Source organism: Maritimibacter fusiformis, assembly GCF_008086115.1.
GTDB classification, from domain to species: Bacteria; Pseudomonadota; Alphaproteobacteria; order Rhodobacterales; family Rhodobacteraceae; genus Muriiphilus; species Muriiphilus fusiformis.
Genome location: NZ_VSIY01000006.1, coordinates 227,672 through 251,877, shown reverse-complemented (window position 1 = coordinate 251,877; position 24,206 = coordinate 227,672). Strand labels below are relative to the sequence as shown.

Here is a 24,206-nt window from a genome sequence, read left to right as displayed (position 1 = left end):
CATGACCGAGACCGTCGAAGCCGTGATCGAGCGTTTGAAAAAGGCTTTTCACGTGAAAACCGAGGCTGATCTTGCTCGCGCGCTAATGATCGGCCAGAGCACAATCTCCACTTGGAAGGCACGCGGGAGAGTACCGGAAAGAATCGTACGGATCGCAGCCGGAGAGACGACGCCAACCTTGGGGCGGGCCCCGGTTTCTTGGTGGGGCGACGAGAATATCGCCCTGGGTCTGGCATTGGTCCGTTTTGGTCGGCTGGTTTGTAAAGAGATCAGCAAAGAGGATTTTCGGGCCAGTCTTGCCATCGCAAGCCGTCCAGGGGACTTCTGGTCACTGTTTCTTCAAGCGCAAAAGGACCTTCGCGCGGAAGCTGAGAAGACCGCCGACGGTAAGGTCTCGAGCGCCCTTCCTATCATTCTTCACGATGATGCTGCCGACCCCGAACGCTCAATGGTGCGAGATCGCGAAACAATCGAGGCGGGGCGGTCAAGAATCGAGTTTTCCGATGGAACGAAGGTTGAGCTATGAGGTGTAGGGTGTGGGCAATCTTGCACACACCTTGCAAATCGGCCCGTTGAAAACATTGCGTTTTTTACTGCAATTTTCTGTGTCAAACGCGGTTTTCCGCGCACACCGCCCCCCAGCGGTATCAAACCCACTGAAATCGCCACTCCATAACATATTGAAAAGGCGTGATGAAATTTTCGAGGGGGTTCAAATCAGTTGAAAGCCGTCACCGGGGGAGGGCCAGCCCTCCCCTCCCGGGGTATTTTCCGGAGCAAAGAAGGGGGCGTATCAGCGGGCTGTCAGCGCGTCTGTCAGGACGGCCCTGACAACGGCGGGGTCGACATCGTCCGCCACGAAAGCCTCGCCGATGCCGCGCGCCAGCACGTAGCGCAGACGCCCCGCCTCGACCTTCTTGTCCTGGGCCATCAGCGCCAGCAGCCCGTCGGCATCGGGCAACTCGCCGGGAATGTCGGCAAGGCGGCGCTTCATGCCCATCGCGGCCAGGTGTTCGACAAAGCGCGACGGTGCCTCCTGGCTCATCAGCCCGAGGCGCGCCGAGGTCTCGAACGCCAGCGCGCAGCCGATGGCCACGCCTTCGCCATGCAACAGCCGGTCGCTATAGCCGGTCGCGGCCTCGAGGGCGTGGCCGAAGGTGTGGCCGAGGTTCAGAAGCGCGCGGTCGCCCTGCTCGGTCTCGTCGCGGGCCACGATATCGGCCTTCATCCGCACCGACCGGCGCACCGCCTCTTGCCGCAGGGCGCGGTCGCCCGCCGCCAGGTCGGGGCCGTGGTCTTCGAGCCATTCGAAGAAGGCGAGACTGCCGAGACCGCCGTATTTCACCACCTCGCCGTAGCCCGCCAGGAAATCGCGCGGGCTGAGCGTGTCGAGCAGGTCGATATCGGCCAGCACCAGCGAGGGCTGGTGAAAGGCGCCGACCAGGTTCTTGCCGTGCGGCGAGTTGATGCCGGTCTTGCCGCCGACCGAACTGTCGACCTGGGCCAGCAACGTGGTCGGGATCTGCACGAAGCGCACGCCGCGCCGCAGGATCGCGGCGGCAAAGCCCACGAGGTCGCCGATTACGCCGCCGCCGAAGGCCACGACGATATCCTTGCGCTCGACCTGCCGTTCCAGCAGCCATTCGACCACCTCGGTCAGATGCGCCCAGCTCTTGGTGGTCTCGCCCGGCGGCAGCACCAGCGTCTCCGCCTCGATCCCGGCGCGGGCCAGCCCGGTGATGAGCGCGTCGAGATGCAACGCCGCGACGCGCTCCTCGGTCACGATGGCGACGCGGGGGCGGTTGAGAATCGGCGCGATTTCGGCTCCGGCGCGGGAAAGCAGACCTGAGCCGATGCGCACCTCGTAGGCGCGCGCGCCAAGCTTGACCTCGACCACATCCATCAGCCTGTCTCCTCAAGCACGTCGGGCCGGGTCAGCAGCACCTCGATCACCCGGCCGGTCATGTCGGCGATGGAATAGCGCGCCTTGGCATCGACCACCAGATCGGCCTTGGCATAGTCCGGCTCGCGCGCCGCACAAAGCGTGTTCAGCGTGGCGCGCGGGTCGGGGGTGCGCAGGAGGGGTCGTGTGTTCTTGCGCCGCACGCGCTCCCACAACAGATCCGGGTCGGCGCGCAGCCAGACCGCCACCCCGGCGGCTGAAATCGCCTCGCGGTTGGCGGGCGCGAGATAGGCGCCGCCGCCGGTCGACAGGATGCGCGGGCCACCTTGCAGCAGGCGCGCCAGCACCTCGCCTTCGCGGTCACGAAAGAACGCCTCGCCGTCACGTTCGAAGATCTCGGGGATGCTCATGGCCGCCGCCCTGACGATCTCGTCGTCCGAATCGACGAAGGCCACCCCCAGCCGGCGGGCCAGCGCCTGCCCGACCGCGGTCTTTCCCGCGCCCATCATGCCGACCATGACGACCGGTTTTTTCAGACCATAGCCCAAACTGGCAGCACCTTGCCGAAACTTTCCCTCGCGCCTCAATGGTGTGAACGCGTCGGAAATGCCATATATGAATCGCCCGCGGGAAAAAACCTGTGAAAAAAGAGGGGGCGGGAAGATGTTGTGGCGCCTGGTCAAGTTTCTGTTGCTGGTCGTGGTCCTGGTCGGGATCGGATTGTCGGTGTTCGCCTACCTGGGCGACCTGTCGCCCACGCCGCGCGAGCAAAGCCTGTCGGTGACGCTGGATGCGAACTAGGGCGGCGGCAGTCCTGGCGCTGGCGGGCCTTGCCGGCGCAGCCATGGCGCAGGACGCCGGCGCGCCGATGTCGGCGATCCCGTGGCTGTCGGATTCGGTTGCCACGCCGCAGGCCGTGCCGGGCGGCGAGGACGGACTGCCGCGCGTCGACGAACCCGCGGTCACCCCCGGCGCCCCGATCGCCACCGTCACCGTCACCACCTTGGGCGGCACCCGCCCCGACGCGATCGGCATCCTGCCCCCGAGCGTCACCGGCCTGCCGGGCGATCTGTGGGGCCAGTCGCGGCCCGAGGACATCGCCCGACGTTTTCGCGAACTGCCCGACGAAACCCTGCCCGCGATCAGCGCGCTGGCCTATCGCCTGCTGCTGGCCGAGCTTGACCCGCCGGTGATGGAAACCGCCGAGAACGGCGCCGCGATCTTCCTGGCCCGCGTCGACAAGCTGCTGGAGTTAGGCGCGCTGGATCAGGCCGAGGCGCTGCTGGAGCGTGCCGGGCCGCAAAGCCCGGAGGTGTTCCGGCGCTGGTTCGACGTGACGCTGCTGATCGGCGAGGAGGACAAGCTGTGCGAAGTGCTGTCAGACACGCCGGAGTTGTCGCCGACCTACCAGGCGCGGATCTTCTGCCTTGCGCGGATGGGCGATTGGGACGGGGCGGCCTTGCTTTTGGGCACCGGCAGCGTGCTGGGGCTGATCCCCGAGGACGACGCCGACCTGTTCGCGCGCTTTCTCGACCCGGACCTCTTTGAGGAAGAACCGCCCCTGCCCCTGCCCGACCAGCCCACCCCCCTGACCTTCCGCATGTTCGAGGCGATCGGGCAGGCGATTCCGACCAATTCGCTTCCGGTGGCCTTCGCCCAGGCCGACCTTCGCGCCAATATCGGCTGGAAGGCCCGTGTCGAGGCGGGCGAACGGCTGGCGCGCACCGGCGCTGTCAGCGACAACCAGTTGGTCGGGCTTTACACCGAGCGCCGCGCGGCGGCATCCGGCGGAGTCTGGACCCGGGTCGAGGCGCTGCAAACGCTCGAAGCGGCGCTGGAAGCCGAGGACCGCGAGGCGATTGCAGCGGCCCTGCCGCCGTTATGGAACAGCCTGTCGGCGGCGCGGGTGGAGGTGCAGATCGCACATGTTCTGGGCGCGGACCTGGCCGGGCTGGGCCTGCCGGGTGAGGCCGGGCGCATCGCCTTTCGCATGGGGCTTCTGTCGCCGGACTACGAGGCGGTGGCCATGGCCGGGCTGCCCGAGGCGGCTGGGCCGCTCGACCGGGTGCTGGCCGGGGTGGCGCGTGGGCAGGTCGAGGGGCTGACCTCGACCGAGGCGCGGGCGCAGGCGGTGATCGACGGTTTTGCCGCCGAGGGGCCTCCGGCGCGACTGGCCGACCTCATCAACGGGGACCGGCTGGGCGAGGCGATCCTGCGCGCCATGGCGCTGTTCAGCGACGGGGCGCCGGGCGATCTGGACCAGATCACCGATGCGCTGGCACTGTTTCGCGCCGTGGGGCTTGAGGAAACCGCGCGGCGCGCGGCGCTTGAATACCTGGTGCTGGACCGGAACGGATGACCCTGTCGGGCGAAGCGGCGCGCTGGATATCGACCTTTCTCGATGCTCAGGCGGCGGAACTGGACGCGGCGCAAAACACCCTTCTGGCTTATGGACGCGATCTCAAGGACTTCGCGGGATTTCTTGAGGCGCGCGGGTCGGATTTCGCCACCGCGCGCCGGGCCGATATCGAGGCCTACCTGGTGAGCTGCGAGGCCGAGGGGCTGGCCGCCGCGACCCGGGCGCGGAGGTTGTCGGCGGTCAAGCAGCTTTATCGTTTTGCCTATGAAGAGGGCTGGCGCGCCGACAACCCGGCCCTGCGCATCACCGGCCCGGCCAAGGCGCGGCGCCTGCCCGGCACGCTGAGCGAGGCCGAGGTCGAGGCGCTCTTGGCGGCGGCGACCCGGCACGGGCGCAGCCCGACCGACCGGCTGCGCAACACCTGCCTGATGGAACTGCTCTATGCCACCGGGATGCGGGTGAGCGAACTGGTCGGCCTGCCCGCCAGCGCGGCCCGTGGCGACCCCCGGATGCTTTTGGTGCGCGGCAAGGGCGGCAAGGAACGGCTGGTGCCGCTGTCGGAACCGGCCCGCGCGGCGCTGGCGGCGTGGCTGACCGTCCGCGACGACGCCGAAGCGGCGAAACCGCCGCCGCAGAAACCCTCGCCCTACCTGTTCCCGTCGCGCGGCAAGGCCGGGCACCTGACCCGGCACCGGTTCCACGGGCTGATCAAGGAGATCGCGGTGGCCGCCGGGGTCTCACCCGAAACGGTCACGCCGCACCGGCTGCGCCACGCTTTCGCCACGCATCTTCTGGCGCACGGCGCCGATCTGCGGGCGATCCAGACACTGTTGGGCCATGCCGACGTGTCGACCACCGAGATCTACACCCATGTGCTGGAAGAAAGGCTGCGCGAACTGGTGCTGACGCGTCACCCGCTGGCGAAAAAGACCTGACGCGCCCTACCCGCCGCCGCCATAGAGCGCCGCCGCGCGGTCCTCGAACGCCTTTACCGAGCGGCGCATCGCCTCGTTGAACACCACCCCGATCAGCTTTTGCAAGACCGCGCTCTTGAACTCGAAATCCACGAAGAACTCGATCTCGCTTTTCTCGCCGAGATCGCGAAAGACCCAGTAGCTCTTGAGATACTTGAACGGCCCGTCGAGATAGCTGGTGTCGATGCGCATCTTGCCGGGGTCGAGCACGACACGGCTGCCGAAGGTTTCCCGGAACACCTTGAAGCTGACCACAAGGTCGGCCTCCATCGCCACGGTCCCATCCTCGCGCTCGGTGCGCATCCTGACGCGGGCGGCGGATATCCAGGGCAGAAAGGCGGGGTAGTGCCCGACATCGGCAACCAGATCGAACATCTGCTGTGCCGTATAGGGCACGATCCGTTTTTCCGCATGTGTCGGCATGTCGCCCTTTCCTTGCGTGACCTTGGCCGCAGATGTCATAGGATGGGCCGAAACTTCAAGGGGGGTGCCATGTCGGCGCGGCCATATGTCATCGACGAAATGATCTCGGCCAAGGCGATCGCCGCCCGGATCGAAGCGCTCGCCCGCGAGATCACCGAGGCGTTTGGCGACACCGACAAGCTGGTGGTGGTGGGGCTTTTGCGCGGCTCGTTCGTGTTCATCGCGGACCTCGTGCGCGAGTTGGATCTGCCGGTCGAGGTCGACTTCATCGAGGTCAGTTCCTACGGCGACGCCACCGAGTCGAGCCGCGAAGTGCGCATCCTCAAGGACCTGCGCGGCGAGATCGCGGGGCGTGACGTGCTGGTGGTCGAGGATATCGTCGACACCGGCCATACGCTGAAACACGTGGTCGGCTATCTCGGGGCCAAGGGGCCGAAGCGGCTGCGCACCATCGCGCTTCTCGACAAGCCCACACGGCGCGAGGTCGACGTGAAGGCCGACTGGACCGGGTTCGAGATTCCCGACCGTTTCGTGGTCGGCTATGGCATCGACTACGCGCAGCGCAACCGCAACCTGCCGCATATCGGTGCGGTCCGGTTCACCGGGTAACACCCCGCAATGATGAACCCGCGCCACTTTTTCCGCATGGCCAAATGGGCGCGCAGGCCGCCCTCGTCGAAACAGGTCAAGCTGGTGCTCGGGATCATCGTCGTGGCGCTGGTCATCTTCGGGCTGGAACGGCTGTTCGGAACGCCCGACTGGATGATCCTGAACGACATGCCGCGCGGTGGACGGATCAACCGATAGTCGCGGCAGCACCCAGCAGCCGCGCGGCCTCGCGCTCCAGGGCCCGCACCAGCATGTCGCACACCGCGCGGATGCGTGGCACATCGGCCATGTCGGGATGGCTTGCGACCCAGATGTCGGTGACCATCGGCGGCATGGCGTCGGCCAGCCGTATCAGCCTCTGATCCTCGTCGCCCAGCACGCAGGGCAGGATCGCCCGGCCCTGCCCCGCTGCCGCCATTTCCCGCAGGACAACGAAACTGTCGGCCCGACCGGTGATCCGTTCCGCCGCCACGTTGGCGCGCAGCCATTCCGACGCCGGCAGCGGCGCGAGGCTGCCCGTCATTCCCAGCCAGTTGCCGATCGCCGGGCCGGTGGCATAGACCGCAAAGCCCATCTGGCAGGCCCGCACCCCGGTCAACCCGTCCGGCAGGCTGCGCGCCGGGCGCACCGCGATATCGGCATCGAGCCGGCCAAGGTCGAGATGCAGGTTCTGCGAATTCAACTCGATGGTCAGGTCGCCCTCGCCCGCCTGCAGCGTCTCGACGATGCCGGGCATCACCGCCAGGCACAGCGTGTCGGTCGAGGTCACCCGCACCACCCCCGCAAGCGGCGACCGCGCCGCCGACATCACCCGCTCGACCCCGAGAACGGCGGATTCGGCCTGCTCCATCGCCGCGATCACCTGCGCGCGCCGCGGCGCAACGCGGTAGCCGCGCGCGGTGCGGTCGAAGATCGTCACATCCAGGTCGCGTTCGAACCCGGTGATGCGGCGCAACACCGTCGCATGGTTGACCCCCAACGCCCGCGATGCCCCGGCCAGCGACCCCGCGCGCGCCACCGCCAGGACAAAGCGCAGGTCATCCCAGTTCATGTGACGCATTTTTGCACAGACCCCCTGCAAAATTCCCGAGTTCACAGGGATTTTCTAACAGATAGAGTAGGGATGGGCCAAGTAATCCCATGTTCATCCCATGTTCAGGAGGTTTTCATGTCGTTTTCCCGCTCCCTCGTCCTCGGTCTTTCCGGGGCCGCCCTTGTCGCCGGTGCCTTGTTCGCCGCCAGCCATGCCGAAAAGAACCCGGCCGTCGAGGCGCGAAAATCGCTGATGCAGCTCATGGCCTTCAACCTCGCCCCCATCGGCGCCATGGCCAAGGACGAGATGCCCTATGATGCCGAGACCGCCAGCACGGCCGCCGGCAACCTCCTGACGCTCAGCCGGGTCAGCGTCGGACCGATGTTTCCCGAGGGCAGCGACAGTTTCAGCCGCGACGACACCCGCGCCCTGCCCGAGATCTGGGACGACATGGCCGGATTCAGCGCGCACCTCAGCGATCTGACCGCCGCCGCCGAGGCGATGGTCACCGCCGCCGGCACCGATCTCGATGCACTCAAGCAGGCGATGCAGCCGCTTGGCGGGGCTTGCGGCGGTTGCCACAAGGACTTCCGCCAGCCCGAGTGACGGCGATGCGCTGGCTGGTTCGCCTTGCCATTCTGGCGCTGATCGTGGTGGCGGTCGGCCTTTGGCTCACGCGCCCGAGAACCGACGCGCCCGACCTGTTGGCCGGGCTGGTGCCCGATGCGGACAACGGCGAACAGGTGTTTCACGCCGCCGGCTGCGCGTCCTGCCACCAGCCCGAGAAGGCCACCGACGAGACCAGGCTGGTGCTGTCGGGCGGCCAGCGCTTCCCCTCGCCCTTCGGCACCTTCGCCGCGCCCAACATCTCGTCCGACCCCGAGGCCGGGATCGGCGGGTGGTCGGCGCTGGACCTGTGGAACGCGTTGCACCACGGCACTTCGCCCGAGGGACGCCATTACTACCCGGTGTTTCCCTACGGCAGCTACACGCGGATGGCGCCGCAGGATGTGGTCGATCTGCACGCCTTTCTCGAAACCCTGCCCGCCGACCCCACGCCGAATGCCGCCCACGACGTTCCGTTCCCGTTCTCGATGCGCACCGCCCTCGGCGGCTGGAAGCTGCTTTTTCTCAATGATGACTGGGTGATGCAGGGCGATCTTTCGCCACAGCTTGAACGTGGCCGCTACCTTGTCGAGGCGATGGGGCATTGCGCCGAATGCCACAGCCCGCGCAACCTGCTGGGCGGGCTCAAGACCGGGGCCGACTGGATGAGCGGCGCGCCCAACCCCGCCGGGCGCGGCAGTTTTCCCGACCTCACCCCGCCCGAGATGAGCTGGAGCGAGAGCGACCTGGTGGAATACTTCACCTCGGGCTTCACGCCGGATTTCGACACCGCCGGCGGCCACATGGCGCTGGTGGTCGAAAACCTGGCGCACCTGCCCGAGGCCGACCGCGCCGCCATTGCAGCTTACGTCAAGGCGCTGCCGTTGGACTAGGTTCAGTCGTCGGCCTGCGCCTCGGCGCGCGACTTGCCGTGCACGTCCATCGCCAGCGTCGCCGCCATCAGCCCGCCCAGATCACCATCGAGCACCCCCTGGGTATCCGAGGTCTCATACCCGGTGCGCAGATCCTTGACCATCTGGTAGGGCTGCAGCACGTAGCTGCGGATCTGGTTGCCCCATCCGGCCTCGCCCTTGGCCTCGTGCTGGGCGTTGATCTCGGCGTTGCGCCGGTCAAGCTCCAACTGGTAAAGCCTTGATTTCAGGGCCTTCATGGCAATGTCGCGGTTCTGGTGCTGCGATTTTTCCGAGCTTGTCACCACGATCCCGGTCGGGATGTGGGTGATGCGCACGGCGGAATCGGTGGTGTTGACGTGCTGTCCGCCCGCCCCGGACGAGCGGTAGGTATCGAGCCGGATATCGGCGGGATTCACCTCGATCTCGATATTGTCGTCGACCACCGGATAGACCCAGACCGACGAGAACGAGGTGTGCCGCCGGGCCGCGGAATCGTAGGGCGAAATCCGCACCAGCCGGTGCACGCCGGATTCCGATTTCAGCCAGCCATAGGCGTTGTGGCCGGTGATCTTGTAGGTCGCGGATTTGATCCCCGCCTCTTCGCCGGGCGTTTCCGACTGCAACTCCACGTCATAGCCCTGCCCTTCGGCCCAGCGGACATACATCCGCGCCAGCATCGCGGCCCAGTCGCAGCTTTCGGTGCCGCCGGCGCCGGAATGCACCTCGAGAAAGGCGTCGTTTGCATCCGCCTCGCCGTTCAGAAGCGCCTCGAGCTCGGCGGCGGCGGCCTTGTCGCGCAGGGTCTTCAACGCGGCCTCGGCGTCGGCCACCACCTCGGCGTCGTCCTCCATCTCGCCCAGTTCGATCAACTCGACCGAGTCCGACAGGTCCTGCGCCATCGCGGTGTAACCGTCGATCGCATCGGCCAGCGCCTGGCGTTCGCGCATCAGCTTTTGCGCGCGCGCCGGGTCGTCCCACAGGGTGGGATCTTCGGTCATCGCGTTGAATTCCTCAAGCCGGTGCTCGGCAGTCTCCCAGCCGATCCGTTGCCTGAGCAGCGCAAGCGACTTCTCGATCGCCTCGACGTTGTTCTGCGCCTCTGCGCGCATGATGCTGCCTCTCGGGTTCAGTCCGTTCGGCAGGGATGTATCGTTCCCGGCCCGGCGGTTCAAGCGCCGCCGGTCAACGGGTGCGCAGCGACAGCCCCTGGTGGAACACCTGCACGCGGGCCGGATCGGCTGTCAGCTTGACGGTCTGGCCGCGCAGATCGCTGTGGGTGCCCGGCAGCTTGGCGATCATCGGATCGGCGTCGCCTTCAGCCTTGAAGTAGAGCAACGTCACCTCGCCAAGCGCCTCGACATAGTCCACCGCGCCTTCGAAGAACACGTGCTCGCCTTCCTCGGCGATGCGGAAATCCTCGGGCCGCACGCCGACATTGACCTCCTGGCCCTTCTCGGCGGCCTGGGTCTCGATATCGGCGATGGCGATGTGGCCATGGGTCAGGTCGATCTCGGTCTGCTTGCCGGTGCCCTTGATCGTGCCGTGCAGCAGGTTCATCGCGGGCGAGCCGATGAATTGCGCCACGAACTCGTTTTCCGGGCGCTCGTAGAGGTCGAGCGGGCTGCCCATCTGGGCGATGCCCTTGTCGGCCAGCACCACGATCTTGTCGGCCAGCGTCATCGCCTCGACCTGGTCGTGGGTGACGTAGATCATGGTCGAGTCGGGCATCGATTCCTTGAGTTCGGCAATCTGGATGCGGGTGGCCACGCGCAGCGCCGCGTCGAGGTTCGAGAGCGGTTCGTCGAACAAATAGACCTTGGGGTCGCGCACGATCGAACGGCCGATTGCCACGCGCTGCCGCTGCCCGCCCGACAGTGCCTTGGGCAGGCGGTCGAGATAGTCGGTCAACTGCAACAGCCCCGCCGCCTTGCGCACCGCCGCGTCGATCTCGGACTTCGATTTCTTGGCGATCTTCAGCGCGAAGGCCATGTTGTCATAGACCGTCATGTGCGGATACAGCGCGTAGGACTGGAACACCATGGCGATGCCGCGCTGGCTGGGCGGCACGTCGTTCATCACCACCCCGTCGATCTCGAGCGTGCCGGAGGTGATCTTTTCCAGCCCCGCGACCATTCGTAGGAGCGTGGACTTGCCGCAGCCCGAGGGGCCGACGAACACGATCAGCTCGCCGGTGGCGATGTGCATGTTGATGTCCTTGAGGACTTCGACCTTGCCGCCGTAGACCTTCCCGACATTGGTGAGTTTCAACTCGGCCATGGTTTTCCTCTCCTACGCGCGCGCCTTGGCCCGCAACATGATGCAGGGCTGCCAGTGGCCCAGGTGCACCTTTCCGTCCGCGCCCGGATGTGCGCTGTTCAACTCCGCGCCAAGCCAGGTCCAGTCGCCCGCGGGCGGCGTGATCGTGACCGGCGCTTCGCCCATGTTGAGCGCGAAAAAGATCTCTTCGCCCGCGTGGCGGCGGGTGAAGCTCAGCACGTTGCCCTCGACCGCGAGCGCCTCCAGCGTGCCCTTCATCAGGGCCGGATGGGCATGGCGCAGCGCAATGGCGCGGCGGTAGTGGTGAATCAGCGCGCCTGGGTCGGCCTCGGCAGCCTCGACCGACAGGGCCAGGTGCTCGCCCGGCACCGGCAGCCATGTGCGTGGTGCTGTGGAAAACCCGCCCGAGGCGTTGGAGCGTTCCCAGACCATCGGCGTGCGGCACCCGTCGCGGCCCTTGAACTCGGGCCAGAATTCGATGCCGTAGGGGTCTTGCAGGTCGTCGAACCCCACTTCGGCCTCCGGCAGCCCCAGTTCCTCGCCCTGGTAGATGCAGGCCGAGCCCTTGAGGCACATCATCAGCGTGGTGAAGCCGCGCAGCGCCGGCGGCGTCAACTGCCAGCGGGTCGCGTGGCGGGTGACATCGTGGTTGGAATAGGCCCAGCAGGCCCAGCCATCGGCGGCCACCTCTTCGACCTTGGCCATCACCTCGGCGACATAACCCGCCGTGGGTTGATCGCCCGACAGAAGCTCGAAGGCATAGCACATCTGCATCAGGTCATCGCCGGCGGTGTATTCGCCAAGAATCTCCAGCCCGCGCTGTTCGTCGCCCACCTCGCCCACGGCGGCGGCATTGAACGGCTTCATCACCGCGCGCAGCTTTTTCAGGAAGATCAGGTTTTCCGGTCGCGACTTGTCGTAGAGATGTTCCTGCCAGTTGTAGGGGTTCACCGCGGGCGCGGTGCGCGAGGTGCGCAGCGCCGGGTCGAGCGGCGGGTTGTTCCTGAGTTCCTTGTCGTGGGTGTAGAAGTTGATCGTATCGAGGCGGAACCCGTCCACGCCACGCTCGAGCCAGAAGCGGGCGACATCCAGCAGCGCGTCGTGAACCTCGGGCTCATGGAAGTTCAGGTCCGGCTGCGAGGTCAGGAAGTTGTGCAGGTAATACTGCATCCGCCCGCCATCCCACTGCCAGGCCGAGCCGCCGAAGATCGACAGCCAGTTGTTGGGCGGCGTGCCGTCCGGGTTGGCCTCGGCCCAGACATACCAATCGGCCTTGGCATTGTCGCGCGAGGCGCGGCTTTCCTTGAACCACGGGTGCTGGTCCGAGGTGTGGCTGAGCACCAGGTCGATCATCACCTTGATGCCAAGGGCATGGGCGGTCTCGATCACCGCGTCGAAATCGGCCAGCGTGCCGAACATCGGGTCGACATCGCAGTAATCGGCCACGTCATAGCCGAAATCCTTCATCGGCGAGGTGAAGAACGGCGAGATCCACACCGCATCGACCCCAAGCGAGGCGATGTAGGGCAACCGCCGGACGATGCCCAGTAGGTCGCCGACCCCGTCGCCATTCGAATCCTGATACGAGCGCGGATAGATCTGGTAGATCACCGCGCCGCGCCACCAGTCCGGGTCTTTTGCCAGATGTGTCATCCTGGGCGCCTCATCCTGTGCCGTCATTCAACCCCTCACTTCACCGAGCCGGCCAGAAGGCCGCGCACAAGGTATTTCTGCATTGCAAAGAACACGATCAGCGGCACCGAGATCGACACGAAGGCCGCGGTGGCCAGGATTTCCCAGTTGCCGCCCCGGGTGCCCAGAAGCTCGACGATCTGGTTGGTCATCACGGTGGTTTCGCCGGAGGCGTCGATCAGGAACACCTTGGCGACCAGCAGGTCGTTCCAGGTCCAGAGGAACTGGAAGATCGCGAAGGACGCGAGCGCCGGGAAACTGAGCGGCAGGATGATCTTGGTGAAGATCTGGAAATCCGTGGCCCCGTCGACCTTGGCATTCTCGATGATGTCGCGCGGCAATCCGACCATGTAGTTTCGAAGCAGATAGATCGCCAGCGGCAGCCCGAACCCGGTATGGGCCAGCCAGACCCCGAGGTAGCCCTTGCCTATGCCGATCCCCAGGTGCAGCTTCAACAGCGGGATCAGCGCCAGTTGCAGCGGCACCACCAAAAGCCCGACGATGACGGCGATCAGAAGCGCACGGCCCCGGAAATCCATCCACGCCAGCGCATAGGCGGCAAAGGCCGCGACCACGATCGGGATGATCGTCGCCGGGATCGTCACGGTCAGCGTATTGAAGAACGCCCGGGCCATGTTGTCGGTGGGCGAGCCGGAAAACAGCACCGTCTTGTAGTTGTCGAGCGTGAACTCGGGCGGCGTCACGGCGGTGGCAAAGATGCGCTGGCCGCGCCCGGTCAACTGCTCGGCGTCGCCGGTCCAGACGTAGTCGCCATTGCTCTCGACCGTCATCGTCTCGCCGTCGCCAAGATCGGCGGTCTCGCCCGCCTCATAGGCCGAAATCTCGCGCGACGAGGTGCCCCAGACGCTGATTTCCGCCTCGGAGCCGGTGGCGAACAGGTTGCCCTCGACGACGAAGACACCGTCCCTCTCGACGCGCTCGTCATCCGGGTCGCCGGTGCGCAGAACGAGGTTCTGCTCGGACGGGAACATCGCCTTCCACCAGCCCGAGGTGGCGATCTGGTCGGCGGTGCGGAAAGATGAAATCAAGAGCCCCAGCGTCGGGAACAGCCACAGCACGACCAGAACCACGACCGAGATGTTGACCGCCCAGGTCAGGCTCGACTTGGTGCCTGCGATATTGTCCATGTCTCTGCCCCCTCAGCGCATTTCGCGGCGCGCGGTGCGCACGTTCCAGACCAGGATCGGCAGGACCAGCAGCATGATCACCATCGCCGAGGCCGATCCGATGCCCCAGTCGCCGGCGCGAAACAGCTTGTCATACATGTAGTTGGCCAGCACCTGCGTCTCCCACTGGCCGTTGGTCATGGCGAACACGATGTCGAAAATCTTGAGCACGGTCAGCGTGATCGTCGTCCAGACCACCACGATGGTCCCGGCGATCTGCGGGATCTTGATCTTGAAGAAAATCTGGAACGGATTGGCCCCGTCGACGATCGCCGCCTCGATGGTTTCCTCGGGAATGCCGCGCAGTGCGGCCGACAGGATCACCATGGCAAAGCCGGTCTGAATCCAGACCAGCACGATCATCAGGAAAAAGTTGTTCCAGAACGGCGTGGTCAGCCAGGTGTGCGGCTCACCGCCAAGGCTCACGACAATCGCGTTCAGGATGCCGATCTGTTCCTGGTCGATCGGGCGGAAGTCATAGACCAGTTTCCAGATCACCGCGGCACCGACAAAGCTGATCGCCATCGGCATGAAGATCATCGACTTGGCGACGCTGCCCCATTTCAGCCGGTCGGTAAGCTGCGCGACCAGAAGGCCGAACACCGTCGACATCGCCGGCACCACCAGAAGCCACAGGAAGTTGTTGCGCACCGCCTCCCAGAACTTGGGCTCGTCCATCATCTTGGCGTAGTTGTCGACGCCCACGAATTCATAGGTGAATGCCCCGCCGCCGCCGGGCACCGGCACCCGCTCGGTGACGGACAGGCGCAGCGTCTCGACCACCGGGTAGGCAAGGTAGAGGCCGAGCGCGAACAGCGCCGGGAACAGGAAAAGCCAGGGGCGGATCAGGTTGGCGCGGTTGATGTTCTTGCCGATATTCTTGCCGCGGGCCGGAAAGATCACCTTGTCGAGCACCTGGTTGGACAACCAGAAATAGGCAAGGCAGCCGCCGACACCCAGAACGATGGTCATCAAGCCTTGAAGTGCCGGATTCATCGCGTCCTCCCCCATAGTCCCTGAACTGTGGTCCGGGTATCAGCCTACGCGTCTTGACGCGCGCATGGCAATTCTTTCCCGGGGAACCTGCTGGTCGGGTCCGGGCCACACGGCCCGGACCCATCTTGTTTCGGCGCGTGCGCCCTACGGCCAGCTTGCCTGGATGTCGCTGGCGACCTCTTCGGCCGACTTGCCGCCGACATAGTCGACCATGCCGGTCCAGAACGATCCCTGCCCGACGGCGGGCGGCATCAGGTCGGAGCCGTCAAAGCGGAAGGTGGTCGCGCCCAGCAGGATCTCGTTCATGCCGCGCAGCGTGTTGTCCGAGAACACGCTGAGGTCGACGCCCTTGTGCGGCGTGAGGAAGCCCTTGCGCGCCATCCACAGCTCGTTCGCCTCGACCGTCTCGAGGAAGGTGATCAGGTCATGCGCCGCAGGGCTGTCGTTGGTGATCGCCCAGAGCGTGCCGGCCCCCAGGACCGGGTTGCCCAGGTCCTTGTCGGCGTAGGACGGGAAGTAGAAGAAATCGGCATCCTCGCCCACCACGGTGCCTTCGGGGAAGAAGGACGGGATGAACGACGCCTGGCGGTGCATGTAGCACTGCGGCGGCGACGAGAACAGGCCCTTGGGGCTGTCGCGGAAGTCGGTGGTGGCCACCGCACCGGCACCGCCGGCGACGAAATCGTCATTGCGGGCGAACCAGCCGAACTCCTCGATCGCGGCCACAACGCGCGGGTCGTCGAATGGCATCGCGTTGGAGACCCAGTCGTCATAGACCTCCGGCGGCTGGGTGCGCAGCATCAGGTCTTCGACCCAGTCGGTCGCCGGCCAGCCGGTCGCGGCGCCCGAGCCCAGCCCGATGCACCACGGCGTGCCGCCATCGGCGACGATCTGCTCGGTCAGCGCCTTCAGGTCTTCCATGGTCTCGGGCACCTCATAGCCCGCGTCCTCGAAGTTCTCGGGCAGATACCAGACCAGCGATTTCAGATCGACCTTGTAGAAGAAGCCGAACAGCTGATCGTTGCCGTCAGCATCCGGGAACGTGCCCAGATCGACCCAGGATTGGCCGGCGGCGTAGTTTTCGCGAATCCAGTCGTCGGTGCCATCGGCCAGCGGCGTCAGGAACCCCTTGGCGGCCAGGCTGGCGGCCAGCGCGGGCTGCGGGAACACGGCGACGTTGGGGGCGGACCCCGCCTCGGCGTCGATCACGATCTGCTGTTCGAAGCTGTCGGAGCCGACATAGCTGACGTCGTGGCCCGAGGCTTTTTCGAAGGCGTCGAGCACGACTTGCACGTGCTCCTCGTCCGCGCCGATCCACGGCCCGGCGATGGTGATTTTCTCGGCGGTGGCAGAGCCGGCCGAAAGCGCCAGCGTTGCTGCGCCGGCAAGAAGTGCATGTCTCATGTGATCCTCCCAGATGCGCGCCGAACATCGGCGCCAGAAATAATCCACCATGGCTCGGGACGGTCATCGACTCACCCCAAAGCGCTTTGGATGGCGCAACCGTCGCCGATGGGCTCGTCCCTGTCAACGATCCAGATCAGACCGGGCCGAAAAAAGCTATGTTATCGCAGCAAAATCGCTTTCCACCGGTTTCTTTTGACCTTTCCGGCAAGCCGGATTACCGTCCGAAGTTACCCAAACCGCTTTGAAGTGCTTGCGCCGCCCATGAAACTGAAAGACCTCTCGGACCTGCTGCAACTGTCGCAGACCACCGTCAGCCGGGCGCTGAACGGCTATCCGGAGGTGTCCGAGGCGACCCGCAAACGCGTGATGGCGGCGGCCGAGGCGCATGGTTACAGGCCCAACATGCGCGCCCGCAGCCTCGCCACCGGGCGCGCGATGGCGATCGGCCACGTGATCCCGCTGGCCTCCAAGCACGAGATGGTCAACCCGGTCTTCGCCGACTTCATCGCAGGCGCCGGCGAGGTCTATTCCGCCAAGGGCTACGACATGCTGATCTCGATCGTGCCGGACGAGGAACAGGCCCGCGCCTACCGCGAGTTTCGCACCCGCGGTTCGGTCGACGGCATCATCGTCCACGCCCCCAAGGTCGGCGACCGGCGCATCCACCTGCTGAACGAGATCGAGATGCCCTTTGTTGTCCATGGCCGCGCATCGGACGCCAACGAGCCCTACAGCTGGGTCGACATGAACAACACCCGTGCCTTCCGGCGTGCCACCGACTTCCTGCTCGACCTCGGGCACCGGCGAATCGCGCTGATCAACGGGCTGGAGAACATGGACTTCGCGATCCGTCGCCGCGCCGGGTTTCAGGAGGCGCTGGACGCGCGCGGCCTTGCCCCCGATCCCGACCTGATGTTCGCCGACGAGATGACCGAAAGCTACGGCCACGACACCGCCCGCGCGCTTCTGGCCCGCCCGGATGCGCCCACCGCCTTCCTGGTCTCGTCGATCATCCCGTCCATCGGGGTGCGCCGGGCGATCGAGGAATTGGGGCTGCACATGGGCCGCGACATCTCGGTCATCACCCATGACGACGAGTTGAGTTACCTCAAGAACGGCGCGGATGTGCCTGTTTTCACGGCCACACGATCCTCGGTGCGCGAAGCGGGACGGCGCGCCGCGCGGATGCTGCTCGAGATCATCGAAGACCCCGACAGCGGCGCGCGCCAGGACCTGCTCGAGGCCGAGCTGATCCTCGGCCAGTCCACCGGCCCGGCCCGCGCCTGACCCCTCTTCAAGGATTGCCATGCAGTTTTCACGCTCAGACTTCCCCGACGACTTCCTGTTCGGCACCGCCACCTCGGCCTACCAGATCGAGGGTCATTCCTTTGGCGGCGCGGGGCAAACCCATTGGGACAGCTTCGCCGCCACACCGGGCAACGTCGCCAAGGCCGAGACCGGCGCCACCGCCTGCGACCACTACCACCGCTGGGAGGCCGACCTCGACCTGGTCGCAGCGGCCGGGTTCGACGTCTACCGATTTTCGACAAGCTGGGCGCGGGTGATGCCCGAGGGGCGCGGCGCGCCCAACCCCGAGGGGCTGGATTTCTACGACCGCCTGATCGACGGGATGCTGGAACGGGGGCTGAAGCCCGCCGCGACGCTCTATCACTGGGAACTGCCCTCGCCCCTTGCCGATCTGGGCGGCTGGCGCAACCGCGATGTCGCCGGGTGGTTCGGGGACTTCACCGAAGTGATCATGGGCCGGATCGGTGACCGCCTATGGTCGGCGGCCCCGATCAACGAGCCTTGGTGCGTGTCCTGGCTCAGCCACTTCCTCGGCCACCACGCCCCCGGCCTGCGCGACATCCGCGCCACCGCGCGCGCCATGCACCACGTGCTTTTGGCGCATGGCACCGCGACCGCCGCGATGCGCGGGCTTGGCATGACCAACCTCGGCGCCGTGTGCAATTTCGAATATGCTGCGCCCGCTGACGACAGCGCGGAAACACGCGCCGCAACAGAGACTTACGACGCGATCTATAACCAGTTCTTCCTCTCCGGCATCTTTCGCGGCACCTACCCCGAGGCGGTGCTGGCGGGGCTGGAGGCGCATATGCCCGACCGCTGGCAGGACGACATGGCCCTGATCTCGCAACCCGTCGACTGGTGCGGGCTGAACTACTACACCCGCAAGCTGATCGCCGCCGCCCCCGGCCCCTGGCCGGGCCTCGCCGAGGTCGACGGGCCGCTGCCGAAAACCGAGATGGGATGGGAGATCTACCCGGACGGGCTGCACCATTTCCTGGCCATGGCCGCGCGCGATTTCACCGGCGACACGCCCTTGTTCGTCACCGAAAACGGCATGGCGGCACCGGACCGGATCGCAAACGGCAAGGTGCAGGACGACGACCGCATCGCCTACATCGACGCCCACGTCGCCAAGGTCCGACAGGCGATTGCCGAGGGCGTGCCGGTCAAGGGCTATTTCGTCTGGTCGCTGATGGACAACTACGAATGGGCGCTGGGCTATGACAAGCGTTTCGGCCTCGTGCATGTGGATTTCGACACGCTTGAACGCACCCCCAAGGCTTCGTATCACGCGCTTGCCAAGGCCCTGACCCGGAGCTGACCATGCCCCCGCGCCCCGCCAACCTCTATTCGCTGCTCGCCGATATCGGCGGCACCAACACCCGCGTGGCGCTGGCCGAGGGCACGCGGCTGTTGCCCGATACCATCCGGCGCTACTGCAACGCCGACTACCCGGGGCTCGAGACGGTGCTCGGCACCTATCTCGCCGACGAGGGCAACCCCGATTGCGCCGGGGCCTGTGTCGCCGTGGCCGGGCCGGTGCGCGACGGGGCCGCAACGCTGACCAACCTCGACTGGACGATCGACCTGGCCACCGTTGCGCGGGCCGCGCGGGCGGAAAAGGTTTCGATCCTCAATGACTTGCAGGCACAAGGTTACGCGCTGGGCCATTTGCCCGCGGCATCGCTGCGCCCGATCGTCGAGGGACCCGCGCCGCGCCCCGATGCCACCCGCCTGGTGATCGGGGTCGGCACCGGCTTCAACTGCGCACCGGTCTACGAGACTGCGGCGGGGCGGTTCGTGCCGCCGGCCGAAGCGGGCCACGCCAACCTGCCCATCCGCACCGAGGAAGAACTGGAACTGTGCCGCGAGCTTGAGACTGCGCACGGGTTTCCGGCCATCGAGGACGTCTTGTCCGGGCGCGGGCTGAGCCATGTCTACGCCTGGCGCGCCCGGCGCGCGGGTGCGCCGGCCGAATTGTCGGGAGCCCAGATCATGCAGGCGGCGGAGGCGGGCCAAGACCCGATCGCCACCGACACGATCCGGTTTTTCGTGCGTATCCTCGGCACCGTCACCGGGAACCTGTCACTGATCCACCTGCCGTTCGGCGGCGTCTTTCTGGTCGGCGGCGTGGCACGCGCCGTCACGCCTTGGCTGGGGCGGATGGGATATGGCGATGCCATGCGTGACAAGGGCCGGTTTGCCGGGTTCATGAAGAACTTCGCCGTGACCGTGATCGAGGACGACTACGCGGCCTTGACCGGATGCGCGCACCACCTCGCGAACCTGCGTTCGATTGTGCCGACCGCGCGACGTTGACAGCCGGCCTGCGCCGAGATGCGCCCCGGTCGCGTTTTGGCAGCGTCGCCCAAACGAAATCCAACCCGGGCCGCTTCAGGAAAGCCGCCGGGGGTTCGCTACACGCGGTTCGGCGAACGCAAGGCGCGGAATTTGGTCTTCGGCCGAAGACGTGACCAACCGCAGCAACACAACCATAGACGCCAAGGCTTTCGCGCCGCCACAATGCGGCCGTGCCGGACCGCCGTGGAACGGCGACGGGGTCTAGGCAAACGCATCGACGTCGCCGAGCTCGACGACGATGGCGAGATTCCATAGGGCGACAAGCTCATCCTCCTGGGCTTGGGCCTCTTCTTTCGACCCTGCGTGGATGCGTTCGACCCGAAATCCCAGATGTTCGAACCCGGATCGGTGAACGTGGCTCAGGATGACGGGGAACGTGTTTCGTTCCATCGCGGCCGCGACGAGGCGCGCGGCAATGGGACGAACATCGGGTGGCGCCGCGCGCACGCGCACGCCGAAGCGTGCAGCCGAGCAGTCAGCCAGCGGCCATAGAAGAGTGGTGGGTCGCGCGACCTGCCCCCTACTGTCGGCGCTGTCATCCTGCAGCCGTGGGCCGCTTGCCGCGGGCTCCGGCACGGTGCCGGCGGCACTGGTGCCAATCTCGGGTATCGCCCCCACCGCCAACCTGGACGTCATCTCAAGCCAGTCTTCTCGCGTCATCCTGTCCTCCCGATATGTATGCCGCGGCCTCTGCATTGCCCGGGCGGCGCAGTGTTGCGTCGTTCAGGCGGCGTCGCAATTCGTCGGTGCCGCCGTCCGCAATCAGCGCCCCGAGGCGGCGTTCCAGCAGCAGCAAATCCTCCGGCAACACCATTTCGGCCAGCCCGCGGTCGACGGCGGAACGAGCCCGGCGTTCCTGGTCGTCCATGAAGGGCGCGGTCTGCGGCACGAAAAGCGCGGGTATCCGGTTGTAGAGCATTTCGTGAAACGAATTGTAGCCGACCGCGGTGACCACCAGATCTGCGGCCTGCGCCAGCCGCAACGCATCGAGCGAGCGCACGACGCGGGTGTTGTTCCACAGCATCAGTCCGGGGGCGACCTGGGCGTTCGGCCAGACCACCACGAGGTGCAGGGTGTCAGGCCGGGCTTCCAATGCGGCGGCTATCGTCTGAAGTTGGGGACCCCGATCTGCGGCCTGACCACCGCCGAGCATCGACACGACCATCCGGTCGAAGTCGCGGCCCAGGTGGCGCGCAATCGCCGCGCGCGTGGACCTGTTTCGTGCGGCGTTGGTTGAGGCCGCCTGGACGATCGGGCCGACATGGCGGATATGCGCCCCGAACGAGTAGTGCTGATTGAGTTCATCGAACGCCTCCTCCGGCACGATCACCTGGTTGAAGACGTGTTCGCGCGATAGTGCGGCGGTGTTGGTCTGGTGCGTCCGCCACAGCCCGCGCCGGATCCAGGTCGCGTCGAGCCCGCGTTCCTGGATCGTCCGATAGATCGAATCGAACACGAATACGCCGTCGAAGATCAGCCGGTCACCCGGTGAAAGCCAACGTCCGAGCCTGCGGTGATTCACCATGTCGTTGGCGAAGGGATCAACATGTGCCGCGCTTTTCTGCACCAGCGGACGACAGGGGAATCCGCGACGCTCGATCAGTTCGACGCAGCTGGGAAATGCGGTGAAGGAAACAGCGTTGCCGGCGGGCATTTCGCGCGCGATCAGCGCACATCGCTGCGCGTGCCCAAGCCCGACACCGTTGGTCGGCAGGAACATCGTGCGTGGCGCCCGTTCGGGGGCACCCTTCGACGTGAGCATGGCGCACGTCGCGCCGGGATCGCGCCCGAATGGCAGGCAGGAGGCTAGGTTTTCAAGCCGGTTTCGCCGTGTCCATTCGCTGGCGCGGACTTCGGCCTTGATCTCTGGCAGCCGTGGCAGGATCTCGTGTTCGACGAAGCCGGGAATGAGCGCAAGCGTCTGGGGGCCGCGCACCACGGGCGCGCCTGAGGCTGCGAGAGACCCGACCTCGGTGCCGTCGATCACCACGCCGCCGCGCGCGAGCACCTCGGCACAGATCTGACCTATGCGCACACCGGGGGAGCCCGCTCCCATGATCACGGCGATATCGGTTTGTGAACCCAGCGTATCGGGCGCAAGCTCGGCATAGGCGTAGACGCGGCGCAACCCGCCCGGTCCGCCGCGCGCTTCGAGCGCCGCCTTGCCGCTGGCCGATGTGATGGTTGCCGCCAAGATCGAGCGGCTGGCGTCGAGTTGGGCGAGGCCGCCGGCATTGTCGGGGTGTTCAGCGAGGTCGCCCGGCAGGTAGAGGAGTAGACGCGGGAGATTGGTGGCGACCGGCGCGTCCGACGGATGGAGAGCGCCGAGGAGAGGTGCGATGCAGCCGGAGATCAGGGGCGCGGGTTGTAACTCGGTAAGGTCGATCACCTCGGGTTCTCGTCCGATGGCAAAAGCGATACGTCCACCGGCCCCAAAGCGTTCCTGGCGGGATGCAAAGCGGCCCAGGGCGACGACCGGGCGGTCCGGCTCAAGCGCATAGCTGCGCAGGCTTGCGAGCGTTGCGTCGGAGACGGAGTTGGCGGCCAGCACGATGACGCCGTCGGGTGCGCCGCGATCGGGCCGCACCGCCAGCGACGCAAGGTCGTATTTTTGGGTGCGGTGCAGGGGTTCGGGCAAGGTCCGGTCGTCGAGCACCGCCGGGTAGCCGGCCCGCCGGAGGCTTTGGGCGAAGATCAGGCGCGCTTCGAAACTCTGGTCGGTTCGCTGACCGGCGTCGATGATGATCATGCAGCTCTTTCCCTTTCGGCCATTCTGGCCGCAAACATGGTGCCGAAGCGCTTTGCCGAATAGGCCGCAAGGTCAGCCTGGGCGCGGCAGACCCGGTCGCGGTATCGCGACGGGGCGGCGAGGTGGTGTGACACGACCTGGTCCACGTCCGCGGGCCGCGCGCCGATCACGCCTTTGCCGAAGCTCTGCGCCGTGTCGCGGTCGGTGATCACCAGTTTGCCCGCGGCGATGGCTTCGGCGATGACCCGCCCGAAACTTTCGCGCCAGGTGGGTGCGGTGAAGTAGACGAAGATGTCGATGCCGGCGAGGAAGGCATCCACCGGCATGGCGCGGAACGGCTCAAGCCGCCAATGCGGGCGTGTCGTGCCCTCGGCGATGAAGGTGTCGGCGCCCAGGATCAGGTTGGTCTCGGCATGCGCCGGGAAACAGGCCTCCATCGCCGCGAGGTCGGGGAATTTCTCGTAGCCGGGGCGCGAATGGCGGCCGCGTCGGTCGCGCGGCGCGGTGCTGGGGGCGATGAGGTCGAAATCGCAGATGTTGAACCAGTCCTCCGGCAATACACCCCAGTGGGACCAGGCCGGGCGATCTGCCAGCCAGGACATGACGCCGGCCCGGTTGGACGGCGAGATCGGGGCGAGGGTTTTCTGTGCGGCCAGTGACGCCCGGTCGATAAGGTCGAGGCAATTGTCCATGTCGAACCCCTCTGCCCCGCCCGGGCGGATCAGGTTTTCGTGGGTCACCACGATCAGGCTGCGGGCCAGGATGCGCGGCGCGAGGGTCCGGTCGAACTTGAGAAAGGCCGGGTTGTGCAGGATCACCCGGTCGGCAGAGATCGCGGGCGGGTCCCAGACCAGATCGAGGCCCAGATCCTCCAGCGCCTCGGCCAGGACCGGGGCCGGGTCCGCACCCCGGAACATGGCCGAGGTGATACCGTAGACCGACACCCGGTAGCCAAGCCCGCAGACCACCCGCAACTCCCGCGCCACCGCCGAAGAGGTGCCGCCGGGAAAGCGGGGGTCGAGGATATAGGCGATGTCCGGCAACGCTGCGGCGGAAATCATCGCCGCCGCCTCAATAGGAATCCCTGGCCGCCGCGAGCGCATCGAGACTGGGCCGCGAGGCCGGGGTGATCGACGCGATGGTGCCGCTGGCGACTTCGGCCAGGAACCGGCGCAGTTCCGTGGCCAGCGGATCGTCGCCCTCCAGCAGCGCCGGGTTGGCGGTCAGGAAGGCGCGCAGCCTCTGCCATTGTCCGGTCGCGATCAGTTGTTCGATCTGCACCAGTTGGCTGAGCGAAAAGGCCGCCTGTGCCCCCTGCCCGCCCACGGTGAGCATCAGTGCGGTGACGATTGCGACGAGTTTTCCATTTGCCATGACGAGTCCCTCCAGATGGTCATTCGGAGGA

25 protein-coding genes are annotated in these 24,206 nt (G+C 66.3%); 11 read left to right on the top strand and 14 right to left on the bottom strand.

The features are described from left to right. Nucleotide 1 precedes the first annotated feature (1 nt). Complete coding sequence (locus tag FVF75_RS10230) at nt 2-526, top strand: helix-turn-helix domain-containing protein (protein ID WP_187393038.1); 525 nt, start codon at nt 2-4, stop codon at nt 524-526. 267 nt (nt 527-793) lie between these two features. Here the strand turns inward: FVF75_RS10230 and aroB are convergent, their stop codons facing one another. Beyond that, complete coding sequence (gene aroB / locus FVF75_RS10225) at nt 794-1,903, bottom strand: 3-dehydroquinate synthase (RefSeq protein WP_148377866.1); 1,110 nt, start codon at nt 1,901-1,903, stop codon at nt 794-796. Beyond that, nucleotides 1,903-2,451 carry a shikimate kinase gene (locus FVF75_RS10220; protein ID WP_148377865.1) on the bottom strand — a complete coding sequence of 183 codons (549 nt, stop codon included), beginning with the start codon at nt 2,449-2,451 and terminating at the stop codon, nt 1,903-1,905. The genes aroB and FVF75_RS10220 overlap by 1 nt, the downstream gene beginning before the upstream one ends. Nucleotides 2,452-2,566: 115 nt before the next feature. On the opposite strand from FVF75_RS10220, the gene FVF75_RS17560 reads away from it, so the two are divergent. Genes FVF75_RS17560 through FVF75_RS10210 form a run of 3 tightly spaced genes read left to right on the top strand, consistent with a single transcriptional unit; the run spans nt 2,567 to nt 5,197 of the window. Then, complete coding sequence (locus FVF75_RS17560) at nt 2,567-2,704, top strand: hypothetical protein (RefSeq protein WP_166125631.1); 138 nt, start codon at nt 2,567-2,569, stop codon at nt 2,702-2,704. After that, nucleotides 2,694-4,262, top strand: coding sequence for a hypothetical protein (locus tag FVF75_RS10215; protein WP_148377864.1), 1,569 nt, complete (start codon nt 2,694-2,696; stop codon nt 4,260-4,262). The genes FVF75_RS17560 and FVF75_RS10215 overlap by 11 nt, the downstream gene beginning before the upstream one ends. Beyond that, a complete protein-coding gene (locus tag FVF75_RS10210) occupies nt 4,259-5,197 on the top strand; it encodes a tyrosine recombinase (protein WP_148377863.1) in 939 nt (312 codons plus the stop codon). The genes FVF75_RS10215 and FVF75_RS10210 overlap by 4 nt, the downstream gene beginning before the upstream one ends. 6 nt (nt 5,198-5,203) lie before the next feature. On the opposite strand, the gene FVF75_RS10205 is transcribed toward FVF75_RS10210, so the two are convergent. Continuing rightward, nucleotides 5,204-5,659, bottom strand: coding sequence for a type II toxin-antitoxin system RatA family toxin (locus FVF75_RS10205; protein ID WP_148377862.1), 456 nt, complete (start codon nt 5,657-5,659; stop codon nt 5,204-5,206). A gap of 69 nt (nt 5,660-5,728) precedes the next feature. Between FVF75_RS10205 and hpt the strand changes: the two genes are divergently transcribed. Beyond that, nucleotides 5,729-6,268, top strand: a complete 540-nt coding sequence (gene hpt, locus FVF75_RS10200) for a hypoxanthine phosphoribosyltransferase (RefSeq protein WP_148377861.1) — start codon at nt 5,729-5,731, stop codon at nt 6,266-6,268. Between the two features lie 36 nt (nt 6,269-6,304). Beyond that, nucleotides 6,305-6,466 (top strand): hypothetical protein, encoded by a 162-nt coding sequence (locus FVF75_RS10195; RefSeq protein ID WP_246138058.1) that lies wholly within the window; start codon nt 6,305-6,307, stop codon nt 6,464-6,466. Here FVF75_RS10195 and FVF75_RS10190 read toward each other — a convergent pair. Then, entirely contained in the window at nt 6,456-7,319 is an 864-nt protein-coding gene (locus tag FVF75_RS10190) for a LysR family transcriptional regulator (RefSeq protein ID WP_166127473.1), read from the bottom strand. The two genes, FVF75_RS10195 and FVF75_RS10190, sit on opposite strands and share 11 nt — an antisense overlap. A 117-nt stretch (nt 7,320-7,436) precedes the next feature. Between FVF75_RS10190 and FVF75_RS10185 the strand changes: the two genes are divergently transcribed. After that, nucleotides 7,437-7,907 (top strand): c-type cytochrome, encoded by a 471-nt coding sequence (locus FVF75_RS10185; protein WP_148377858.1) that lies wholly within the window; start codon nt 7,437-7,439, stop codon nt 7,905-7,907. A 5-nt stretch (nt 7,908-7,912) separates the two neighbouring features. Continuing rightward, nucleotides 7,913-8,800 carry a c-type cytochrome gene (locus tag FVF75_RS10180; RefSeq protein WP_148377857.1) on the top strand — a complete coding sequence of 296 codons (888 nt, stop codon included), beginning with the start codon at nt 7,913-7,915 and terminating at the stop codon, nt 8,798-8,800. Nucleotides 8,801-8,802: 2 nt separating this feature from the next. Here FVF75_RS10180 and prfB read toward each other — a convergent pair whose 3' ends face one another. The 6 genes from prfB to FVF75_RS10150 form a co-directional block, all read right to left on the bottom strand. Continuing rightward, entirely contained in the window at nt 8,803-9,930 is a 1,128-nt protein-coding gene (gene prfB / locus FVF75_RS10175) for a peptide chain release factor 2 (protein WP_148377856.1), read from the bottom strand. Nucleotides 9,931-10,003: 73 nt separating this feature from the next. Continuing rightward, the gene (locus tag FVF75_RS10170) at nt 10,004-11,098 is read right to left on the bottom strand and encodes an ABC transporter ATP-binding protein (protein ID WP_148377855.1); all 1,095 of its coding nucleotides are present in this window, start codon (nt 11,096-11,098) and stop codon (nt 10,004-10,006) included. A 12-nt stretch (nt 11,099-11,110) separates the two neighbouring features. Then, entirely contained in the window at nt 11,111-12,751 is a 1,641-nt protein-coding gene (locus FVF75_RS10165; RefSeq protein WP_187393037.1) for an alpha-amylase family glycosyl hydrolase, read from the bottom strand. A gap of 35 nt (nt 12,752-12,786) precedes the next feature. Next, nucleotides 12,787-13,938 carry a carbohydrate ABC transporter permease gene (locus FVF75_RS10160; RefSeq protein WP_148377854.1) on the bottom strand — a complete coding sequence of 384 codons (1,152 nt, stop codon included), beginning with the start codon at nt 13,936-13,938 and terminating at the stop codon, nt 12,787-12,789. 12 nt (nt 13,939-13,950) lie between these two features. Continuing rightward, nucleotides 13,951-14,973 carry a carbohydrate ABC transporter permease gene (locus FVF75_RS10155; protein ID WP_148377853.1) on the bottom strand — a complete coding sequence of 341 codons (1,023 nt, stop codon included), beginning with the start codon at nt 14,971-14,973 and terminating at the stop codon, nt 13,951-13,953. A 144-nt stretch (nt 14,974-15,117) separates the two neighbouring features. Beyond that, entirely contained in the window at nt 15,118-16,377 is a 1,260-nt protein-coding gene (locus FVF75_RS10150) for an ABC transporter substrate-binding protein (RefSeq protein ID WP_148377852.1), read from the bottom strand. Nucleotides 16,378-16,641: 264 nt separating this feature from the next. On the opposite strand from FVF75_RS10150, the gene FVF75_RS10145 reads away from it, so the two are divergent. The 3 genes from FVF75_RS10145 to FVF75_RS10135 are packed head-to-tail and all read left to right on the top strand — an operon-like array spanning nt 16,642 to nt 20,010. Then, nucleotides 16,642-17,667 carry a LacI family DNA-binding transcriptional regulator gene (locus tag FVF75_RS10145; RefSeq protein WP_148377851.1) on the top strand — a complete coding sequence of 342 codons (1,026 nt, stop codon included), beginning with the start codon at nt 16,642-16,644 and terminating at the stop codon, nt 17,665-17,667. 19 nt (nt 17,668-17,686) lie between these two features. Then, nucleotides 17,687-19,012, top strand: a complete 1,326-nt coding sequence (locus FVF75_RS10140; protein WP_148377850.1) for a GH1 family beta-glucosidase — start codon at nt 17,687-17,689, stop codon at nt 19,010-19,012. Between the two features lie 2 nt (nt 19,013-19,014). Then, complete coding sequence (locus FVF75_RS10135; RefSeq protein ID WP_148377849.1) at nt 19,015-20,010, top strand: glucokinase; 996 nt, start codon at nt 19,015-19,017, stop codon at nt 20,008-20,010. A 243-nt stretch (nt 20,011-20,253) separates the two neighbouring features. On the opposite strand, the gene FVF75_RS10130 is transcribed toward FVF75_RS10135, so the two are convergent. From FVF75_RS10130 to FVF75_RS10115, 4 genes are read right to left on the bottom strand one after another with little or no spacing between them, the layout of a single operon-like run. Further along, nucleotides 20,254-20,712, bottom strand: a complete 459-nt coding sequence (locus FVF75_RS10130; RefSeq protein WP_148377848.1) for a hypothetical protein — start codon at nt 20,710-20,712, stop codon at nt 20,254-20,256. Beyond that, nucleotides 20,690-22,801 carry a glycosyltransferase gene (locus FVF75_RS10125; RefSeq protein ID WP_148377847.1) on the bottom strand — a complete coding sequence of 704 codons (2,112 nt, stop codon included), beginning with the start codon at nt 22,799-22,801 and terminating at the stop codon, nt 20,690-20,692. The genes FVF75_RS10130 and FVF75_RS10125 overlap by 23 nt, the downstream gene beginning before the upstream one ends. After that, the gene (locus FVF75_RS10120; RefSeq protein WP_148377846.1) at nt 22,798-23,862 is read right to left on the bottom strand and encodes a glycosyltransferase family protein; all 1,065 of its coding nucleotides are present in this window, start codon (nt 23,860-23,862) and stop codon (nt 22,798-22,800) included. The genes FVF75_RS10125 and FVF75_RS10120 overlap by 4 nt, the downstream gene beginning before the upstream one ends. A 10-nt stretch (nt 23,863-23,872) precedes the next feature. Next, nucleotides 23,873-24,175: a hypothetical protein gene (locus FVF75_RS10115; protein WP_148377845.1), complete on the bottom strand. Its 303-nt coding sequence runs from the start codon at nt 24,173-24,175 to the stop codon at nt 23,873-23,875. Nucleotides 24,176-24,206: the final 31 nt, after the last annotated feature.

Excerpts from the sequence above, each read along its gene's own strand:
- aroB (WP_148377866.1), bottom strand. The coding sequence starts at position 1,903 with ATGGATGTGGTCGAGGTCAAGCTTGGCGCGCGCGCCTACGAGGTGCGC.
- FVF75_RS10155 (WP_148377853.1), bottom strand. The coding sequence starts at position 14,973 with ATGAATCCGGCACTTCAAGGCTTGATGACCATCGTTCTGGGTGTCGGC.
- FVF75_RS10190 (WP_166127473.1), bottom strand. The coding sequence starts at position 7,319 with ATGAACTGGGATGACCTGCGCTTTGTCCTGGCGGTGGCGCGCGCGGGG.
- FVF75_RS10135 (WP_148377849.1), top strand. The coding sequence starts at position 19,015 with ATGCCCCCGCGCCCCGCCAACCTCTATTCGCTGCTCGCCGATATCGGC.
- FVF75_RS10210 (WP_148377863.1), top strand. The coding sequence starts at position 4,259 with ATGACCCTGTCGGGCGAAGCGGCGCGCTGGATATCGACCTTTCTCGAT.
- FVF75_RS10130 (WP_148377848.1), bottom strand. The coding sequence starts at position 20,712 with ATGACGCGAGAAGACTGGCTTGAGATGACGTCCAGGTTGGCGGTGGGG.
- FVF75_RS10165 (WP_187393037.1), bottom strand. The coding sequence starts at position 12,751 with ATGACACATCTGGCAAAAGACCCGGACTGGTGGCGCGGCGCGGTGATC.
- FVF75_RS17560 (WP_166125631.1), top strand. The coding sequence starts at position 2,567 with ATGTTGTGGCGCCTGGTCAAGTTTCTGTTGCTGGTCGTGGTCCTGGTC.
- FVF75_RS10120 (WP_148377846.1), bottom strand. The coding sequence starts at position 23,862 with ATGATTTCCGCCGCAGCGTTGCCGGACATCGCCTATATCCTCGACCCC.
- FVF75_RS10185 (WP_148377858.1), top strand. The coding sequence starts at position 7,437 with ATGTCGTTTTCCCGCTCCCTCGTCCTCGGTCTTTCCGGGGCCGCCCTT.
- FVF75_RS10140 (WP_148377850.1), top strand. The coding sequence starts at position 17,687 with ATGCAGTTTTCACGCTCAGACTTCCCCGACGACTTCCTGTTCGGCACC.
- FVF75_RS10205 (WP_148377862.1), bottom strand. The coding sequence starts at position 5,659 with ATGCCGACACATGCGGAAAAACGGATCGTGCCCTATACGGCACAGCAG.
- FVF75_RS10150 (WP_148377852.1), bottom strand. The coding sequence starts at position 16,377 with ATGAGACATGCACTTCTTGCCGGCGCAGCAACGCTGGCGCTTTCGGCC.
- FVF75_RS10180 (WP_148377857.1), top strand. The coding sequence starts at position 7,913 with ATGCGCTGGCTGGTTCGCCTTGCCATTCTGGCGCTGATCGTGGTGGCG.
- FVF75_RS10145 (WP_148377851.1), top strand. The coding sequence starts at position 16,642 with ATGAAACTGAAAGACCTCTCGGACCTGCTGCAACTGTCGCAGACCACC.
- FVF75_RS10115 (WP_148377845.1), bottom strand. The coding sequence starts at position 24,175 with ATGGCAAATGGAAAACTCGTCGCAATCGTCACCGCACTGATGCTCACC.
- FVF75_RS10215 (WP_148377864.1), top strand. The coding sequence starts at position 2,694 with ATGCGAACTAGGGCGGCGGCAGTCCTGGCGCTGGCGGGCCTTGCCGGC.
- FVF75_RS10160 (WP_148377854.1), bottom strand. The coding sequence starts at position 13,938 with ATGGACAATATCGCAGGCACCAAGTCGAGCCTGACCTGGGCGGTCAAC.
- FVF75_RS10125 (WP_148377847.1), bottom strand. The coding sequence starts at position 22,801 with ATGATCATCATCGACGCCGGTCAGCGAACCGACCAGAGTTTCGAAGCG.
- FVF75_RS10195 (WP_246138058.1), top strand. The coding sequence starts at position 6,305 with ATGGCCAAATGGGCGCGCAGGCCGCCCTCGTCGAAACAGGTCAAGCTG.
- FVF75_RS10230 (WP_187393038.1), top strand. The coding sequence starts at position 2 with ATGACCGAGACCGTCGAAGCCGTGATCGAGCGTTTGAAAAAGGCTTTT.
- hpt (WP_148377861.1), top strand. The coding sequence starts at position 5,729 with ATGTCGGCGCGGCCATATGTCATCGACGAAATGATCTCGGCCAAGGCG.
- prfB (WP_148377856.1), bottom strand. The coding sequence starts at position 9,930 with ATGCGCGCAGAGGCGCAGAACAACGTCGAGGCGATCGAGAAGTCGCTT.
- FVF75_RS10170 (WP_148377855.1), bottom strand. The coding sequence starts at position 11,098 with ATGGCCGAGTTGAAACTCACCAATGTCGGGAAGGTCTACGGCGGCAAG.